This is a genomic window from Streptomyces sp. NPDC057950 (genome assembly GCF_042887295.1).
Lineage (GTDB): Bacteria > Actinomycetota > Actinomycetes > Streptomycetales > Streptomycetaceae > Streptomyces > Streptomyces kaempferi.
The window spans coordinates 126,282-143,990 of the sequence record NZ_JBHVPP010000027.1 but is presented as its reverse complement, the minus strand read 5'-3'; the positions used below and the strand labels follow the sequence as shown (position 1 = coordinate 143,990).

The 17,709-nt window shown below is 73.9% G+C and carries 14 protein-coding genes; 7 read left to right on the top strand and 7 right to left on the bottom strand.

Translation table 11 applies throughout. The annotated features are described in order from the left end of the window. Positions 1–306 precede the first annotated feature (306 nt). Positions 307–1,725 carry a DNA-3-methyladenine glycosylase 2 family protein gene (locus ACFVTC_RS36145; protein WP_390132995.1) on the top strand — a complete coding sequence of 473 codons (1,419 nt, stop codon included), beginning with the start codon at positions 307–309 and terminating at the stop codon, positions 1,723–1,725. 4 nt (positions 1,726–1,729) lie between these two features. Here the strand turns inward: ACFVTC_RS36145 and ACFVTC_RS36140 are convergent, their stop codons facing one another. Beyond that, positions 1,730–2,095 (bottom strand): PPOX class F420-dependent oxidoreductase, encoded by a 366-nt coding sequence (locus ACFVTC_RS36140; RefSeq protein ID WP_390132972.1) that lies wholly within the window; start codon positions 2,093–2,095, stop codon positions 1,730–1,732. Positions 2,096–2,257: 162 nt separating this feature from the next. Between ACFVTC_RS36140 and ACFVTC_RS36135 the strand changes: the two genes are divergently transcribed. Beyond that, the gene (locus ACFVTC_RS36135) at positions 2,258–3,511 is read left to right on the top strand and encodes an SGNH/GDSL hydrolase family protein (protein WP_390132970.1); all 1,254 of its coding nucleotides are present in this window, start codon (positions 2,258–2,260) and stop codon (positions 3,509–3,511) included. Between the two features lie 52 nt (positions 3,512–3,563). On the opposite strand, the gene ACFVTC_RS36130 is transcribed toward ACFVTC_RS36135, so the two are convergent. Both ACFVTC_RS36130 and ACFVTC_RS36125 read right to left on the bottom strand, forming a co-directional pair. Further along, on the bottom strand, positions 3,564–4,046 hold the full coding sequence (locus ACFVTC_RS36130) for a DUF456 domain-containing protein (RefSeq protein ID WP_390132968.1): 483 nt from the start codon (positions 4,044–4,046) through the stop codon (positions 3,564–3,566). Between the two features lie 36 nt (positions 4,047–4,082). Next, the gene (locus ACFVTC_RS36125) at positions 4,083–5,063 is read right to left on the bottom strand and encodes a winged helix-turn-helix transcriptional regulator (RefSeq protein ID WP_390132966.1); all 981 of its coding nucleotides are present in this window, start codon (positions 5,061–5,063) and stop codon (positions 4,083–4,085) included. A gap of 1,272 nt (positions 5,064–6,335) precedes the next feature. Between ACFVTC_RS36125 and ACFVTC_RS36120 the strand changes: the two genes are divergently transcribed. From ACFVTC_RS36120 to ACFVTC_RS36110, 3 genes are all read left to right on the top strand, one after another. Continuing rightward, complete coding sequence (locus ACFVTC_RS36120) at positions 6,336–7,799, top strand: protein phosphatase 2C domain-containing protein (protein ID WP_390132964.1); 1,464 nt, start codon at positions 6,336–6,338, stop codon at positions 7,797–7,799. 75 nt (positions 7,800–7,874) lie between these two features. Further along, entirely contained in the window at positions 7,875–9,617 is a 1,743-nt protein-coding gene (locus tag ACFVTC_RS36115) for a pyruvate dehydrogenase (protein WP_390132962.1), read from the top strand. A gap of 839 nt (positions 9,618–10,456) precedes the next feature. Beyond that, complete coding sequence (locus ACFVTC_RS36110) at positions 10,457–10,879, top strand: ATP-binding protein (RefSeq protein WP_390132993.1); 423 nt, start codon at positions 10,457–10,459, stop codon at positions 10,877–10,879. A 156-nt stretch (positions 10,880–11,035) separates the two neighbouring features. Here the strand turns inward: ACFVTC_RS36110 and ACFVTC_RS36105 are convergent, their stop codons facing one another. Next, positions 11,036–12,079 carry a DUF2637 domain-containing protein gene (locus tag ACFVTC_RS36105; protein WP_168530755.1) on the bottom strand — a complete coding sequence of 348 codons (1,044 nt, stop codon included), beginning with the start codon at positions 12,077–12,079 and terminating at the stop codon, positions 11,036–11,038. A 303-nt stretch (positions 12,080–12,382) separates the two neighbouring features. Further along, positions 12,383–13,261, bottom strand: a complete 879-nt coding sequence (locus tag ACFVTC_RS36100) for a (2Fe-2S)-binding protein (RefSeq protein WP_390132960.1) — start codon at positions 13,259–13,261, stop codon at positions 12,383–12,385. Positions 13,262–13,474: 213 nt separating this feature from the next. Here ACFVTC_RS36100 and ACFVTC_RS36095 point away from each other — a divergent pair, with 213 nt between their 5' ends. Together ACFVTC_RS36095 and ACFVTC_RS36090 are read left to right on the top strand one after the other, a co-directional pair. Next, complete coding sequence (locus ACFVTC_RS36095; protein WP_390132991.1) at positions 13,475–14,299, top strand: GntR family transcriptional regulator; 825 nt, start codon at positions 13,475–13,477, stop codon at positions 14,297–14,299. Between the two features lie 206 nt (positions 14,300–14,505). Further along, complete coding sequence (locus tag ACFVTC_RS36090; protein WP_390132958.1) at positions 14,506–14,808, top strand: hypothetical protein; 303 nt, start codon at positions 14,506–14,508, stop codon at positions 14,806–14,808. A 76-nt stretch (positions 14,809–14,884) separates the two neighbouring features. On the opposite strand, the gene ACFVTC_RS36085 is transcribed toward ACFVTC_RS36090, so the two are convergent. Beyond that, a complete protein-coding gene (locus ACFVTC_RS36085; protein ID WP_390132956.1) occupies positions 14,885–15,658 on the bottom strand; it encodes a hypothetical protein in 774 nt (257 codons plus the stop codon). A gap of 149 nt (positions 15,659–15,807) precedes the next feature. Further along, complete coding sequence (locus ACFVTC_RS36080; RefSeq protein WP_390132954.1) at positions 15,808–17,481, bottom strand: PucR family transcriptional regulator ligand-binding domain-containing protein; 1,674 nt, start codon at positions 17,479–17,481, stop codon at positions 15,808–15,810. Positions 17,482–17,709 lie beyond the last annotated feature (228 nt).

The window sequence follows — 17,709 nt, the reverse complement described above, 5'->3', positions numbered from 1 at the left end:
AGCGACCGCCCCCAGACCCCCCCGGGGGCGTCGCCCCCAGACCCCCCCGGGGGCTTCGCCCCCAGACCCCCCCGGGGGCTTCGCCCCCAGACCCCCCCGGGGGCTTGAGGGCCTTGTCCTCAAGCGCCGGACGGGCTGATGGTGTGGGCCTGGGCTGCGGATTTTCAGCCCGTCCGGCGTTTGAGGACGAGCCCTTCGGGCGAAGGCGGGGGTCCGGGGGGCGTAGCGCCCCTGGCGGCGGGAGTGAGCCTCACGTCCGATTCCCGCCAGCCCCGGCGGCAGCCGCCCCGCACACTGGGACACGTGATCGATGAAGAGACCAGGTACGAGGCCGTGCGGAGCAGAGACGCACGGTTCGACGGGGAGTTCTTCTTCGCGGTGGAGACGACGGGGATCTACTGCCGGCCGAGCTGCCCGGCGGTGACCCCGAGGCGGCGGAACGTGCGCTACTACACGACCGCGGCGGCCGCCCAGGGCTCGGGATTCCGGGCCTGCCGCAGATGCCGCCCGGATGCCGTGCCGGGCTCCGCGGAGTGGAACGTACGGGCCGATGTCGTGGGTCGCGCCATGCGGTTGATCGGTGACGGTGTGGTGGACCGCGAGGGCGTCGGCGGGCTCGCCGCACGTCTCGGCTACAGCACCCGCCAGGTGCAGCGGCAGCTCACCGCCGAGGTCGGCGCGGGCCCCGTCGCGCTGGCCCGTGCCCAGCGGGCCCACACCGCGAGGGTCCTGTTGCAGACCACCGGACTGCCGGTCACGGAGATCGCGTTCGCGGCCGGGTTCGCCAGCGTGCGGCAGTTCAACGACACCATCCGCGCGGTGTACGCCTCGACGCCCAGCGCGCTGCGCGCCGGGGCCTCGCGCGGCGCGCCCGGCGCCAGGCGCGCGGACACCCCGGCCGCCGGGATCCCGCTGCGCCTCGCCCACCGGGGGCCCTACCCGTCGACGGCCGTCTTCGACCTCCTCGCCCGTGAGACGGTCGCGGGCGTGGAGGACATGAGCGGCGCCCGCGGCCGGCGTACCTACCGGCGCACCCTCCGCCTTCCGTACGGCAGCGGAGTCGTCGCGGTGAGCGAGCGCGCGGACGGGCCGGCGTCCCGGCCGGGCGGCTGGCTCGACACCCGCCTTCACCTCACGGACCTGCGTGATCTGACCACCGCCGTCCAGCGGTTGCGGCGGCTGTTCGATCTCGACGCCGACCCGTACGCGGTGGACGAGCGGCTGGGAGCCGATCCGCGGCTCGCGCCGTCGGTCGCCGCGCGACCCGGTCTGCGCTCGCCCGGTGCCGTGGATCCGGACGAACTGGCCGTGCGCGCGCTGGTGGGACGGGCGGCCGCGGAACGGCTGGTGCGCCGGTACGGGAAGACGCTGGACGCCCCGCACGGGACGCTCACCCATGTGTTCCCGGAGCCGGCCGTCCTCGCGGAGGCCGAGCCGGACGGCCCCCTCGGAACGCTCACCGCCGCCCTCGCCGACGGCACACTGCGGCTCGACGCGGGTGCCGATCGCGACGCGGCGGAGGCGGCCATGCTCGCGCTGCCGGGTCTGGACGCGCACATGGTCGCCGTCGTCCGGACCCGCGCCCTCGGTGACCCCGACGTGGCACCGCCCGGCGAGGACGTCCCGGAGGCATGGCGCCCATGGCGTTCGTACGGGGTGCGACACCTCAGGGCGGAGCGGGAGGATGCGGATGCGGCGGCGGCAGCACGGGGCGAGGGCCGGTAGGAAGTCAGTCGTCCAGGCCCCAGCTGTGGATGCGCCGTGGATGGACGCGGATCAGTTCCTCGCTGAAGCGGGGGCCCAAGTCGTGCGGACCGGTGAGGAGTTCGGCCTCGCCGCGGATGTCGACGCCGCGTACCTTCCACGGCCGGAGACTGACGACGTCGTCGACGAGGGCGACCTTCGGGTTCTTCCGCGGATTGCGCCACTTCTTGGTGGTGCCCATGGCGTGGCCGCCGATCAGGATCGTCCCGTCGTCCCGGGGGAAGAACCCGACGGGGTTCGCCTGCGGCTGGCCGTGGGCGAAGACGGTGGCCGGCCGCCCCAGCCGCTGCGATCTCAGATACGCGCGTTCGGCCTCGCTGAATTCGGTCATGGCAGCAGCCAAACACGTCGGCGCCGGGCACGCGTCGGGCCGAAGACCCGGGTCCTGGAGGGGAGCGGGTGCGGGTGCCACGGGTCAAGGCCCTTGAGCCGGAGTGCGGCTGACGGTGTGACATACCGTTGGGGGCGCAGGTGACCGGGGAAACCATGCCGCATGACCCGCGTGATCATGGTCCGGCACCTTGTCGCCGCCCTGGCAACCGTCCTGACGCTCGCCACACCGTGCGCGAGAGCCGACACGGGCCCCGGCCCCGCCCCGGGAGGTGACCCCGCCGCCGGCCGGCGCTGGACAGGCACCTGGGAGGCCGCCCCATCCGGCACCGCCCCGGCCCGGCCCGGCGCCTCGATCCGCAACGTCGTGCACACGAGTGTCGGCGGCGAGGTGGTCCGCGTCCGGATCTCCAACCGGCTGGGCACCGAGCCCCTGCTGCTCGGGGCCGTCACCGTCGCGTTGCAGGAACCTGGGGAGCCCGCGGGACCGGACGCCGTCCCGGGATCGATGCGGACGGTGACCTTCGCCGGTGCCGGATCGGTGGTCGTCCCGCCGGGCACGGACCTGGTCGGCGACCCCGTCCGCCTGCGGATCCCCGCAGACGCCAACCTCCTGATCTCCGTCCACACCCCGGCCGACTCCGGCCCGGCGACGTACCACCGCTCGGCTCACCAGACCAACTTCCTTGCCCGCGAGGGTGATCGGACCGCGGACGAGCGCGGTACCCGGTACACCGTCGGCCTCGACAACTGGTTCTACGTGACCGGTGTCGACGTCCTGGGCGCCCCCGCCGCGGGGAGCGTGGTCGCACTCGGGGACTCCATCACCGACGGGACCGGTTCGACCCCCGACACCAACCACCGCTGGCCCGACCGGCTCGCCGCCCGACTGCGCGACCTCCCCCCGTACCGCCGGCTCGGTGTCCTCAACGCGGGGATCTCCGGGAACCGGCTGCTGCTCGCGGGCAGCGGCCCCAGCGCCCTGGACCGGCTCGACGCCGACGTGTTCTCCCGCACCGGGGTGCGCGCGGTGATCGTGATGGAGGGCATCAACGACATCAAGGGCAGGCCGGAGCAGCGGGACCCCCGTGCCTTGGAGGACGCCTACCGCCGGATCGTGACGCGCGCCCACGCTCTCGGGCTCCGGGTCGTCGGCGCCACGATCACGCCGTACGGCGGCCATCCGGCGTGGACGGAGGCGCGCGAGGCCGTCCGGCAGGAGGTCAACGCCTTCCTCCGCCGGGGCGGCCTCTTCGACGCGGTGGCCGACTTCGACGCCGCCGTCCGCGACCCGGCCGACCCGTACCGCATCCGCCCCGCCTACGATCCCGGCGACCACCTCCACTTCAACGACGCGGGTATGCGGGCGATGGCCGACACGGTGGATCTGGGAACGCTCGTTCCCGACAGGTCCTGAGGGAGGGCGGCCGCCGCCCCCACCCGGGCGGCCACCGCCCCACCCGGGAGCGTCAGCCCCAGACCACCGCGCCCAGCCACGCACCCGCGATCAGCAGACAGGCGAACAGCTCCGTCAGTACGCTCCAGCCGCCGGACCGCATCAGGGTCCGCACGGTCGACCAGGCCCGCTCGTGCCCGCCCACGCCCAGCCGTTCATGGAGATAGATCCCGCCGACGAAACCCGGCACCGCGCCGATCACCGGCAGCAGACAGAAGCCGAGCAGCGCCCCGGTCCCCGCGTACAGCCCCGTACGCGGGGTGGCGCCGCCCTCACGGAGCCGCCGGGGAGGCAGCGCCCAGCGGATCGCCTGCGCCAGCAGCAGGACCAGGGTCGCGCCCACGAGCACGCTCCAGGCCAGTACCTGTGGGGCGCTCAGCGCCCACCACAGGACCGCGGCCCAGACGAGCCACGACCCCGGCACACCGGGCACCAGCACTCCGCACACGCCGAGCGCGATCACCACGCCGACCAGCAGGAGTTCCCACACTCCCATCTGTCCAGGGTGCCGGAGCGGACGTGGGACCGCAGGTCAGCCCCGGGCCACCCAGCCCTTCTCGTAGGCGTGCCAGCCCAGCTGCAGCCGGGTCGTGACGTCCGTCAGCTCCATCAGCCGCTTCACCCGGCGCTGTACGGTCCTCAGGCCCAGATCGAGCTGTTTGGCCACGCTCGCGTCGGTCAGCCCGGCCAGCAGCAGCGAGAGGATCTCCAGATCGGTGCCGTCCGGGCCGTCCGGCCCCTGTTCCTCGAAGCCCCGGCTGCCCAGCCGCAGCGGCAGCGCGTCCCGCCACACCGACTCGAACAGGCCCGACAGCAGCTCCAGCAGCCCGCTGGCGTGCACGACCAGCGCGGCGGGCTGGGCGGTGTGGGAGGTGAGCGGCACCATCGCGAGGGTCCGGTCGGCGATCACCAGTTTGGTCGGCACCTTGTCCCGCACCCGTACCTGCTCCTCGCGGCCGAGCGCGGCGGACAGCTCGGTGACGCCGGCGGGCTGGTCGAGTACGGCGCGTTCGAGGACGACGCGGTAGCGGACGCCGCGCGCGGCCGCCTGCTCCTCCGCGTCGTTGTCCATTCCGGAGACGGCCACCGGGTTGCCGGTGACCAGGGCGCACACCTCCTCGCTCGCGCCGAGCTGGAGCTGCAGGAAGCGCTGGGCGACCGCCGCCGCGCCGATCACCACCTCGACCAGGTCGTGGACGGCGGGTTCGGTGGCCTGCGCGCGGTACTCCTCGGCGAGCAGCGCGGCCGCCAGTTCCGCCTTGTCCAGCTCGTGCCGCTGCTGGGTGAGCAGTGCGCCGAGCGCGACCCCCGGAGGCGCCGCGACCCAGCGTCCCGGCCGCGCCGACGACTGGGCCGCGAGTCCGTGCCGTTCGAGCCGGCGCAGGGCGCGTTCGGTGTCGTACTCGCCGAGCGTGAGCCGGCGCGCGAGATCGGGTACGTCCGCGGCGCCCACGGACACCAGTGCCCGGTACGCCGACTCGTGCGTCTCGTCCAGACCTATCGCTCCCAGCATGCGGCGATGCCCTCCCCAGGTTCCGTTCCGGCCGGGCCGTGGCGGAAACCGGCCACGGCGCAAACCCGCCTCGGCACATCATCGCCGCAGCACCCGCAACTCTGCCAAGCTCACGTCACCGGGGCACCGGCCACCGCCGGTGGAGGCCCGCCGGGAATTCCAGGGAAGTCCCGGCAGAGTTCCAGGGAAGTCCCGGGCAAGTCCCAGGGAAGCAGGTCGCGCTCAGGGGCGAATCCGGCCGACCTGAACGGCGCGTATGCGGGCCGGACCGTGATGCGGGCCGGTGAGGTGCGCGGGACCCGGTCATCCAGTCGCCGCCGGGCGGTTCTCCCGTGGGGGGTGGGATCGTCCGGCGGTTTCTCCCGAACCTCCTTGGCCCGCGCCGTTGTTCGAGATTTCGGAGACGGGGCGTTCGGTGGACCGGCCGCGTGGCCGGATTTCCGGATGCCCCGTTTTCAACCGGCTCCCGCGGTGACAATTAGGGGCATGAGCCAGCAGGGGGAGAGCCGCACCGGTCACGAGGACGATTGGTGGGGGCAGTTGTACGACGACTCCACCCAGGACACGGGGCCCGCCGTCGCGCCCGATTCCCTCGACGACCGGTTCGCGTCGGCCGCGGGGACGGTCGGGGCGGAGCCGGCTGGGGCGGGTCCCGTCGGCCGGTCGATGACGCCGGAGCGTGACACCTCGCCACCGGGGGAGCCTCCCGCGCCGCCGGAGCAGCGCGGCGGCGGCGCGGGGCCCTGGCACGGCGCCTCCCGCCGCGGCGTGGCCCCCGGACCGCTCCCGACCCCGTCGCTCCGGGACGACCCCGCACGCGGGCGGGCCCCCTGGGAGCCGCCGCAGGCCGATCCTCCGACATCCTTCACCTCGCCTCCGCCCCCGACCCCGCCCGTGCCCGCCGGCCCGTGGACACCCGCCGATCCGTCCGCGCCCGCCGATCCGCCGGCGTCCGCCGGTCCGACGGCGCCGGCCGCCCCGCCCGTGTCCGTCGGACCGTGGGCGGATGCCGGTCCGACGGCCCCCGCCGGTCCGACGGGTCCCGCCGATCCGCCGGCGTCCGCTGGTCCGTCGGCGCCGGCCGCCCCGCCCGTGTCCGCCGGACCATGGGCGGATGCCGGTCCGACGGCCCCCGCCGGTCCGACGGCCCCCGCCGATCCGCCGGCCCCCGCCGATCCGCCGGCATCCGCCGGGCCGTCGGCGCCCGCCGCCGCGCCTGCGTCCGCGGGCCCGTGGGCAGGTGCCGGTTCGTCCGCGTCCGCCTCTCCGTCAGTGCACGCCGATCCGCCGGCGCCGGCGGGTCCGCCGAGGCCCGCTGATCCGCCTGCATCGGCCCGTCCATGGGGAGGTGCCGACGCGTCGGCTCCCGCCGGTCCGTCCGCGCCTCCCGATCCTCCGAGGCCCGCCGCCCCACCGATGCCCGCCGGTCCGTACGCGCCCGCGGCCTTCCCGCCCGGTCCGACGCCTGCGGGGTACCGAGCCGAGGTTCCGCCGAGCGCCGTGGCCCCGCCCGCGCCCCCCACGGCGTCGCCCGCCTCGGCCGTCCCGGCAGCCGTGCCGCCGCGGCCGCCCGGGGCCCCGGTGAACACCCCTGCCGCGCTCCCGCCGCCCGCGGCCTCCCCGGCCTCGCCGGGCGGCGCACACCCCGACACCTGGGCCCCGCACACCCCGGCCGCCGAGCCTCCGGCCGCCGCCGCCGCGTCGCCCGCCCGCCCCGACCTGTCCGTCCCCGCGCCGTACGAACCCGTGCCCGTCGCTTCCCAGGGGCGGCCCTCCGTGGCCCACGTGGGGTCGGGCCCGCCCACCTACGACGCCGAACCCACCGCGCTTCCGCCCGCCGACCCGGACGGTCTCGACGACCTCGTCTCCGACACCGTGCTGGACGGGGCGCGCTACGGGACCAGCACCCTGCGGGCGGTCTCCGTGCGCGGGGACTCCGCGCGCTACCGGGGTGAGCCGCGCCGCGACGCCCTGCTGACCGCCCGCTTCGGGACCGCGGAGCAGGCGCTCGTGCTGGTCGCGATGGCGACCGGGGCGCGCGCCACCCCCGGCGCGCACCGGGCGGCCGCCGAGGCCTGCCGGTGGATCGGGCGGGCCGTCGGGCGCAGTCACGCACGGCTCGCCGAGGACATCCGGGCGGCCCGGCGCGGGGACCTGAAGTCGGGGCTGCACCGGCTCACCGACCGCAGCCTCGGCAAGCTGCGCGCGAGCGCGGCCGAGCAGGGCGTCGAGCCCGAGGACTACACCGCGAGCCTGCGCTGTCTGCTGCTCACCGCGGACCCCGAGTGCCGTACGCGTGTCTTCTTCGGCGTCGGCGACGGCGGTCTCTTCCGGCTGCGGGACGGCGAGTGGCAGGACATCGAGCCGCGGACCGGCGACACCGTCGGAGAGCCGGTGGTCGGCTTCGGGTCGCTGCCGCACGAGACCCCCGAGGGCGACCGGCTCACCATGGACCTGGGCATCACGACACCCCCGAGCCCCTACGAGCCGGCACCCGCACCCCCGCGTGCCCCCTTCCGTTTCCGGGCCTCCGTCGCCCGGCCGGGTGACACGCTGCTGCTGTGCACGGGCGGCCTCGCCGATCCCCTGCGCGGCGAACCGGGGCTCTGCGAGCACCTGACGACCCGCTGGTCCACCGGTGGGCCGCCGGGGCTGGCCGCGTTCCTGGCCGACACCCAGGTGAGGGTCAAGGGTTACGCGGACGACCGGACCGCCGCGGCGGTTTGGGAGGCGTAACCGCGTTCCCTGTGAATTCATGGACCCCAGAGGACGGACTCAAGGGTTCCAGGACCACTAAGGGGTGCGTGCAGCATGGCCAAGCAGAACGTCGCCGAACAGTTCGTCGACATCCTCGCCCGCGCGGGGGTCAAGCGCCTGTACGGCGTCGTCGGTGACAGCCTCAACCCCGTCGTCGACGCGATCCGGCGCAATTCCGCGATCGACTGGATCCACGTCCGGCACGAGGAGACCGCCGCCTTCGCCGCGGGCGCGGAGGCCCAGATCACGGGCAGGCTCACCGCCTGCGCGGGCTCCTGCGGCCCCGGCAACCTCCACCTCATCAACGGTCTGTACGACGCCCACCGCTCCATGGCCCCGGTCCTCGCCCTCGCCTCGCAGATCCCCTCCAGCGAGATCGGCCTCGGCTACTTCCAGGAGACCCATCCCGACCGGCTCTTCAGCGAGTGCAGCCACTACAGCGAGCTGATCTCCCACCCGAAGCAGATGCCCAGGCTGCTGCAGACCGCCATCCAGCACGCGATCGGCCAGTCGGGGGTCAGCGTCGTCTCGCTCCCCGGCGACATCGCCGCCGCGCCCGCCCCGGAGAAGACCGTCGAGACCGCCCTCGTCACCTCCCGGCCGAGCGTCCGGCCCGGCGACGCCGAGATCGACAAGCTCGTCGCGCTGATCGACGAGGCCGACCGGGTCACCCTGTTCTGCGGCAGCGGGACAGCGGGGGCGCACACCGAGGTCATGGAGTTCGCGGAGAAGATCAAGTCACCGGTGGGGCACGCGCTGCGCGGCAAGGAGTGGATTCAGTACGACAACCCGTTCGACGTCGGCATGAGCGGTCTGCTCGGCTACGGCGCCGCCTACGAGGCCACGCACGAGTGCGACCTGCTCATCCTCCTCGGCACCGACTTCCCCTACAACGCCTTCCTCCCGGACGACGTGAAGATCGCCCAGGTCGACGTCCGCCCCGAACACCTGGGCCGGCGCTCGAAGCTGGACCTGGCGGTCTGGGGCGACGTCAAGGAGACCCTGCGCTGTCTCACCCCGCGGGTGCGTGCCAAGGGCGACCGCCGCTTCCTGGACAAGATGCTGAAGAAGCACGCGGACGCGCTCGAGGGGGTCGTGAAGGCGTACACCCGCAAGGTCGAGAAGCACGTTCCGATCCACCCCGAGTACGTCGCCTCGGTGGTGGACGAACTCGCCGACGAGGACGCGGTGTTCACCGTCGACACCGGGATGTGCAACGTCTGGGCGGCACGCTACATCTCGCCCAACGGCCGCCGCCGCATCATCGGTTCGTTCTCGCACGGCTCGATGGCGAACGCGTTGCCGATGGCGATCGGCGCCCAGTTCAGCGACCGCGCGCGCCAGGTCGTGTCGATGTCCGGCGACGGCGGTTTCTCCATGCTGATGGGCGACTTCCTCACCCTCGTCCAGTACGACCTGCCGGTGAAGGTCGTCCTCTTCAACAACTCCTCCCTCGGTATGGTCGAGTTGGAGATGCTGGTCGCCGGGCTTCCGTCGTACGGGACCACCAACAAGAACCCCGACTTCGCGGCCGTGGCCCGAGCCTGCGGCGCCTACGGGGTCCGCGTCGAGAAGCCGCGGCAACTGGCGGGCGCCCTCAAGGAGGCCTTCAAGCACAAGGGCCCCGCACTCGTCGACATCGTCACGGACCCCAACGCCCTGTCCATCCCGCCGAAGATCAGCGCGGAGATGGTGACCGGCTTCGCGCTGTCGGCGTCGAAGATCGTCCTCGACGGCGGAGTCGGCCGCATGCTCCAGATGGCCCGTTCGAACATCAGGAACGTACCGAGGCCCTAGGCGCAGTGACCCGCAGGGTGGTCGACGCGGGTGAGGGGCGGCCGGCCCGCCGCGGCGGACCGGACCGTGTGCCCCCGTCGAGTACGGCTGGACACGCAGCCGGGAGTCGGTAGATGGGCCGAGCGCCCGTGCGCGGTACGCCGGCCCGCACAGGAGGCTCCGGGTGGTGCGTCGCCGTCGGACGCGCCGCCGTCGCAAGCCGTTCGCGCCCCGGCTCACCTCCCCCACGCGCCCCATGGAGGGCGGCACCCCGGAGAGGCCGCGCGGCGGTGAGGGAGGCCGGAACGGGGGTGCCCCGCGCCTGAGCCGAGGCGGGCAGGACGTTCCGGTACGGGGGGTGGGGCGCCGTACTTGAACGGGTGCGCCGTTCCGCCCCGTGGCGGCTTTCCGGCCGCCCACCAGGGCTTTCCACGCCGGACCCCCGACACCGCGACCACCCGGAAGCGCTCGTACGCGGCCCGGGGTGCGGTCCCCACCGGTCGCCGGACCCGGGAGCGTCCGCCGTCCGTAGGGCATCGACGGCGTCCGGCCCAGGTCTCGCGCCCGGTCGACCGGATCACCCCGGCTGGTGCGCGCCTCCCGGGGGCGACCGCCGGTCCCCGGAGCGCGGGCGGACGCGTCCCGGGGGCCCCGGCCTGTCACGCCGCCACGGTGTCGCTCCCGCATGGCCGAGGGTTGACGAATCGACATGACTGCCGTCTCGCGTAGGAGGGCATGGATTCCCGTGAACATGTTCGATCACGAGGGGAATCGGCATCGGCATGCAGGCGGGGGTCATGAGAAGGCAGGTACGAGGGCGCGGTCCCGTTGCGATCGGGGCCTCCACGGCAAAGGCGATGATGGAGGAGACGTCCGGGAGTGCGGCGGATCAGCCCGCCACCGCGCAACTCAGGCGCAGGCTGGCGAAAGCGGACCTACGGGCGGTGCCCGAGACCCGCAGAGCGCTGAGGGAACTCTTACGGCACTGGGGGAGGCCGGGAAAGTCCGAGATAGCCGAGCTGCTGACCAGCGAGCTCGTCACCAACGCTCTCATCCACACCGATCACGACGCGATCCTGACGGCCACCGTCCGGCCCTCCGGACTCCGCGTGGAGGTACGGGACTTCGTGGGACGCAGGCCCAGGCCGCGGGTACCGGACGCCGACGACGGTACGCACGGCAGAGGACTGGTCCTCGTACAGTCCCTCGCGGACGCGTGGGGCGTTCGGGCCCACGGCGTCGGCAAGTCGGTCTGGTTCGAACTGGACGGCGGCGCGGTGTAGTCACCGCGCCGCCGTAACTCCTGTCCGGACGCGATTCCCGTCCGGGCGTCACCCTGGTCCGGGCGGAATTCCCCGTCCGGGCGTCATGCGTGTCCGGGTCCGGCCGGATTCCGGCCGGACCACCGGGACTTCACCCGGTCCCCGTCCGACGGGACGTCAGCCGAACTGCTGCTCAAGATCCTTGAGCTTGCGCTCCAGGGAGTCGAGCCGCGGCAGGGCCATCGTGTCGTCCTCCGCGGTGAGATCGACGGTTATCGGGTCAGCGCTCTTGCGGACCGGCTGAAGGGAGGGCCGCGAGCGTACGGGCAGCTCCGGCCCCGATAGAGCAGGCTCCGTAGAGGCCTGGGCGGGAGCACGCTCCACGGTCGTCTCGAGCTGCGCCCGTGCGTTCGCGCGCCCCGGCAGGCCCCGGTGACCGCGGCTGAGCGCCTTCAGGTGCGCGCGCTCGACCCGCTCCTCGTTGCGGCGGCGCAGACGCGTCTGCTCCTTCTGCCGCTTGTCCTCGCGCACCTCGTCCACGGCCTCGTCCAGCGTACGGACGTTCTCCAGGAGCATCAGCGACCAGGCGCTGTACGTCTCACGCGGAGCACGCAGCCAGCGGACTATCCGGATCTGCGGCAGCGGGCGCGGGACCAGGCCCTGCTCGCGCAGCGCGGCACGGCGGGTCTGCTTCAGCGCCCGGTCGAACAGCACGGCGGCCGACAGGGACATGCCCGCGAAGAACTGGGGAGCGCCCGAGTGGTCCACGCCCCGCGGCGCGTGCACCCAGTTGAACCAGGCCGCGGCACCGGCGAAGGTCCACACGAGTATGCGTGAGCCGAGCGCCGCGTCACCGTGGCTGGCCTCGCGCACGGCGAGTACGGAGCAGAACATGGCCGCGCCGTCCAGGCCGAACGGGACGAGGTACTCCCAGCCGTCGGTCAGGCCGAGGTTCTGCTGGCCGAAGCCGACCAGGCCGTGGAAGGACAGCGCGGCGGCAACCGCCGCACAGCAGAACAGCAGCACGTAGGAAGCCGTGCCGTAGACGGCCTCCTTGCGCCGGCGGCGCTCCTCGCTGCGCTCCCACGATTCGTCGTTACTGCTGCCCGCGCCGTCCCCGGACCGCTTGCCGCGCGCGAGCACCGCCACCGCCGCCAGCAGTCCCAGGAGCAAAACGGCGCCCGGAAGCAGCCAATTCAGCGATATGTCGGTCAGTCTCATCTGGGGTCCCTTGCATTGGGATAGGGCGTAACGCCCGCCATATTGGCCCACGCCCGTCGCCCCTCAGGGGGTTTCGCGGCAAGAGGCCGCCAAGGGAGTGCCAAGGGATGCGCAGGGCGACATTCTGCTCGAACTGCCGCGCGAGGGACGGGAGCTGAGTGCGAATAAGATTACCCGTACGGATGGTTCAACGGAAAGTTCCTGCGACAAGTGAGGAAGTTGTGAAGCACCTGTAACCCGAGGGGTGTCTCCGTCGCAGTTGATCTTAGGGCACCGGGGACCCGGCCCCTGGGGCGGGTCGACTCAACTGGAGAGGGCGGCCGTCGACTTGGCGACACGCTCGGCGTCGCAGACGCGCGGGCAGGTGACGCAGGCGTCGTCGGGGCGCAGTGTGTAGAAGAGGCAGCAGCTCGCGCGGTCGCGGGTGGTCAGGGTGCCGCCGTCCGGGCCGGTCAGCTCGCGGAACGCGGCGGAACCGACGTAGGGCCGGGTCGTCCCCGGCAGCAGGAGCTCCAGTTCGCGCAGCGCGCGTCCCTCCTCGCCGAGGAGGCCGGCGACGTACCAGAGGCCCTCGACGATCTCGTCGGTGGCCATGCCCCACAGGGCGCGATCACGGCGTCGCATGCGGGGGCCGAAGCCCCCCAGGACCGGCTCCAGGTGCTCGGCCACCGCGGCCCGCACCTCCGCCCGCAGAGCCTCCTCGTCCGGTACGACGCGGGCGCCGGGGAGGGTGGCCGCGGGGTCGTCCGGCAGGCAGGCGAACTCACCGGTCCGCACGGCCATCCGGCCGAGGGTGCGCTGGAATGTGACGTGCTCCACAGGGAACCGGGGCACGCGGCGATCCAGGAACCACGGGACGGTGATCAGGAGGCAGACCGGCCAGGCGTACCGGTGCAGTCCGAACGTGGCGACGACGTCCGGGCGTGCCCGCCGGCCGTAGTCCCGGACGATCTGCGCCTCGTCCCAGGCGAGGAAGGTGTCGAGCTCCGTCCCGCCCGCCGCGAGCCGGTCCGCGCGGGCCCACCCGAGGTCCTCGGGGGCCGCCTCCCCGGGGTCCAGCTCCGTGACGCTCAGGGAGGGGAGGACCTCGGCCAGCCGGGTGTAGGCGTCCGTGACGGCCGAGGGTGCCGGGCGGGTGCCGGGACGGGCCGTGGCGCCTGCGGCCAGGGCGGGAGCGGACATCCGGTGACCACCGCTTCACGATCGTTGACAGGTAAGGCTTACCTTACCCGTAATTCCGGATGTTTGAACTGGGGCCGTGTGCGCCTATGGTGCTTGACGGACGGGTAACAACCGCCGCATTGACTCCCAAGTACCACCAAGCCCGGAGGAGGCCCCGTGGAGCAGGCCGGTTCGCTGGGCACGCACGGCTCCACCGGGCGCGGTGCCCCCGACATGCGTACGGCGGCCGTCCGGGTGCCCGCCCAGTCGCGGACGCCGGACCGGCGCCGGGAGGGCGAGCGGGACCGGGAGCGGGACGTCGCCGGGGGCGCGTCCAGGGTCGGTGCCGCGGCCCGCGGTGAGCACACACACAGTGAGGTGCCCCTCCCGTGTCCTCCCGTGGACAACCCGCCGGCCCTCGTGGAGGCCGCGCGCCCGGTGGTCCAGCGCGCCTCGGTCCGCGGGCAGGTCCTCGCCGCCCTGCGCACGGCTCTCGTCGGGGGAGAACTCGTCCCCGGCGAGGTGTACTCGGCGCCCGTGCTCGGCGAGCGGTTCGGCGTGTCCGCCACTCCGGTACGGGAGGCGATGCAGCAGCTGGCCCTGGAGGGCGCCGTCGAGGTCGTGCCGAACAGGGGTTTCCGGGTCGTCCGGCGCGGGACGCGCGAGCTGGCCGAACTCGCCGAGATCCGCGCGCTCATCGAGGTCCCGGTGATGCTGCGTCTCGCGCGCACGGTGCCCGCCGCGCGGTGGGCCGAACTGCGCCCGCTCGCCGAGGCAACGGTGCGGGCCGCGGCCACCGGTTGCCGCGCCACCTACGCCGAATCCGACCGCGCCTTCCACCGTGCCGTCCTCGCCCTCGCGGGCAACGACCAGCTCGTGCGGATCGCCGAGGACCTGCACCGCCGCGCCCAGTGGCCGCTGGTCGGCGGTCCCGTCTCCCGGGGCCGCGCCGACCTGGTGGCCGACGCCGCCGAGCACACCGCCCTCCTGGAGGCCCTGATCGTCCAGGACCTGCCGGTCGTGCAGTCCCTCGTGCGGGAGCACTTCGCGGGCGCGTAGGGGTCCAGGTCTCCCGGGCCCCGGAAGGCGGCGTGCCGGGCCCCGCGGGACGGTGTCCCGGGCCGGCCGGTACGTGACGTTCCCGCCCCGGACGTAACGGCTTCGTACGGGCCCGGTCGCGGGCCGCGTCGGCGGGAACCCGGGCAGGCCGGTCCGCGTGCCCGCCGGTACACGGCGCGAGCCGACCCAAACCGGGGGAGACACCGATGCCCGACCCGTCCTGGCAGGCGATGCAACAGGCACAGCAGGCGCAGCGGATCCACCAGAACCACGTACGGCACCACCGCGACCTGCACCACGCGGCGCACGCCCGTCACACGGGCGCGCCGCATCCGTACCGCCCCGTGTCCCACGGCTCCGCCAGGAGCGCCCGGGGTGGCCGTGCGAGTGGCCTCCTGATCCTTCTCGTGGTCGCGGCCGTGGCCGTCTACATGGCCCACGACCCCGAACTCCGCACCACCGTCGAGACGTTCGCCCGCGACCTGCTGTCGAAGGTCCAGAGCGGCTAGCCGGGGCGCCGACGACGTCCCACGGCGTCCCACGGCCCCGGACGGGCGCGGGGAGCGGCCGGGCCCGCCGGCCGTGTCAGGCGGTGGCGGCGGGCGGGCTCAACTGCCGTGCAAGCCAGGTCGGTACGCCCCCGAGGAGCCGGAACAGCCGTCCCGCCTCCGCCCGCAGCCGGGACGCCTCCGGCTCGGTCTCGGCGTCCGCGAGGGACGCCAGCGCCGGAGCCGTCCCCACCAGATAGCCCAACTCCTCGCGGATTCTCAGGGATTCCCCGAACCCGTGCCGGGCCTCCGCCAACTCGCCCTCCCGCAAGGCGAGTCCGGCCAGATGTCGCCAGGTGAAGGACAGCAGCAGCGGGTCGCCCAGGGCGGAGGCGCCCGCGTGGGCGCGGCGGTAGGCGGCGCGGGCGGCCTGCGGGGACTGCGCGAGGTTCTCGGCGAGCAGCCCGCGCCGGAAGTCCAGGAGCGCACGGCCCGGCGCCCCGGGCGCGATCAGGGCGGCTGCCCGGCCGAGCGCTGCCCGTGCCTCGTCCGCCCGGTCGCGTACCCCGAGCAGGGTGGCCGCGTAGGCGAGTTGTCCGCGCTCGCAGGCCGCGGCGCCCCGCTCGTCGTCGCTGCGGGCCACCGCCTCCGCGGTGCGCAGCGCGTCCTCCGCCTCCGCCCAGCCCTGCTCGGTGTACAGGCACCGCTCGACGAGGAGCGAGGCCCTCTGCAGCGACGCGTCAGCCGTCAGGGGCTGGATCAGTGCGGCCGCGTCGACCCAGCAGGCGCGCGAGCGCAGCCGCCATACCGCGGTCTGGAGTGGATCGTCCCCTGCGTTCGTTCCGGAACCAGACATGGCGGTATGCGCCACGTTGCCCTCCCCGAGCACGCCATTGAGCTGTTGAGTGGTGGCATCTCAGCACGGATCAAGGCACCCGGCCAAGGGGCTGGGTGAAGGATTTCACAAAGTCGTGCGACAGGGGTGCCACTTGGCGGCACGCCCCTCACCGCCCCGTGACCTCAACTCATGCGCAGGGCCAGGAAGAAGTCCAGCTTGTCCTCGAGGCGGGAGAGGTCCCTGCTCGTCAACTGCTCGATACGCCCCACCCGGTAGCGCAGTGTGTTGACGTGCAGGTGGAGACGGGCGGCGCAGCGCGTCCAGGAGCCGTCGCAGTCGAGGAACGCCTCGAGGGTGGGGATCAGTTCGGCGCGGTGGCGGCGGTCGTACTCGCGCAGCGGGTCGAGGAGCCGTGCGGTGAAGGCCCGGCGCACGTCGTCCGGTACGAAGGGCAGCAGCAGGACGTGGGAGGCCAGTTCCTGGTGTCCGGCCGCGCAGACCCGGCCGGGGCGTGCGGCGGCGACCCGGCGCGCGTGCCGGGCCTCCTCCAGGGCGCCGCGCAGGCCCTCCGCCGAGTGCACCGCGGCGCTGACGCCGAGGGTGAGCCGCCCGTCGTCGTTCAGGCCCGCCGACAGCGGTTCGCGGACGGCCGCCAGGAGCGTGTCGGCGAGCAGCCCGGTCTCCGAGCCGTCGTGTTCCGTGGAGACCGCCGGAAGGGGGACGAGCGCGATCGCCTCGCCGTCCGTGTGGGCGACGGCGATGCGGTCGGCGTGCTCGGGGCCGGCAGCCCCCGGGTCGACGAGCATCTCCTCCAGGAGCGTCTGCGCGACCGGTCCGCCGTCCATCTCGCCGCCGTCCCACTCGACGCGGGCCACCACCACCTGCCAGTGCGGGGCCGCCCCGAGTCCGGGCAGCAGCACCGGCGCGGCGACCCGCAGCCGGGCCGCGATCTCCGCGGGCGCGGCTCCCGACTGCACCAGTTCGAGGACCTCCTGCGCGAGACGCCGGCGTACCGTGCGTGCCGCGTCCCGGCGGTCGCGTTCGACGGCGATCAGCTGAGTGACACCCTGGAGCAGGTCGAGCCGTTCCGCAGGCCAGTCCCCGGCGTCCGCCTCGACCGCGAGGAGCCAGTCGGAGAGCACCGTCTCGCGCACGTCGCGCCCCGCGCCCGTGGAGCGCCCGGACGACCGGACCGGGAACAGGGAGTACGGCGTCGTGCCCACCACGACCCGGTGCGGCCCGCGCCGTCCGGTGCGTACGGCCGCGAGGTGCTCGGCGGCCAGCCGCGCGCACACGTCGGCGGGCAGCGCGGCCCCCGCCAGCTTCGAGCCCGCGACCGGCCGCCCGGTGGGCGACAGCACCCAGGCCCGCAGGTCCAGGTCGGAGCCGAGCAGGTCGAGGACCACGTCGGGACCGCCGCCCGCCGGGCCGGACGTCATCATCCGCCGGTGCCGGTCCACCACGGCCGCCAGGTCTCCGGCCCGCTCGCCGGAGACCTGCCGTACGACGTGTTCGGTGATCGTCGCGAAGGCCACCGACTCGTTCACGGCGAACAGGGGCATCCGGTGCCGGGCGCAGGCCAGGACCAGGTCCTCGGGCACGTCACGGAGCTCCGCCTCGCCCGCGGCGAGGGCCGCGACCCCGGCGGCCGCGAGGATGCGCACGAAGGGCTCGGAGTCCGTGGCGCCGTGCCGCCAGGCGAGACCGGTGAGGACCAGTTCGCCCCCCGAGAGATAGCGGCTGGGGTCCTTGAGGTCGGTGGTCATCACACCGCGTACGGTGCGGTCGAGCTCGCCCTCGCCGCCGAGCAGCCGCAGGCCCAGCGCGTCGGTGTCCAGCAGTGCGCGCAGCCGCATTCTCGTCGCCGCCGTTCTTGTCTCGAAATCTACGATGGAACTGAAGGTGGGCACCGGGCGGACGCGCCCGTGGGCCGTATTCCCAGGTCCAGGCATGTGCTGGGTGTTTCACTGGGAAACCGGAGAGGTTACTGACGCCTCTCGTTCATATGAATCTACAAGATGAGTGCCCTGGCCAGCCAACTCCTTCATGGTTTCGGTGACTGACCCCGGCGGAGGACGGCGCTG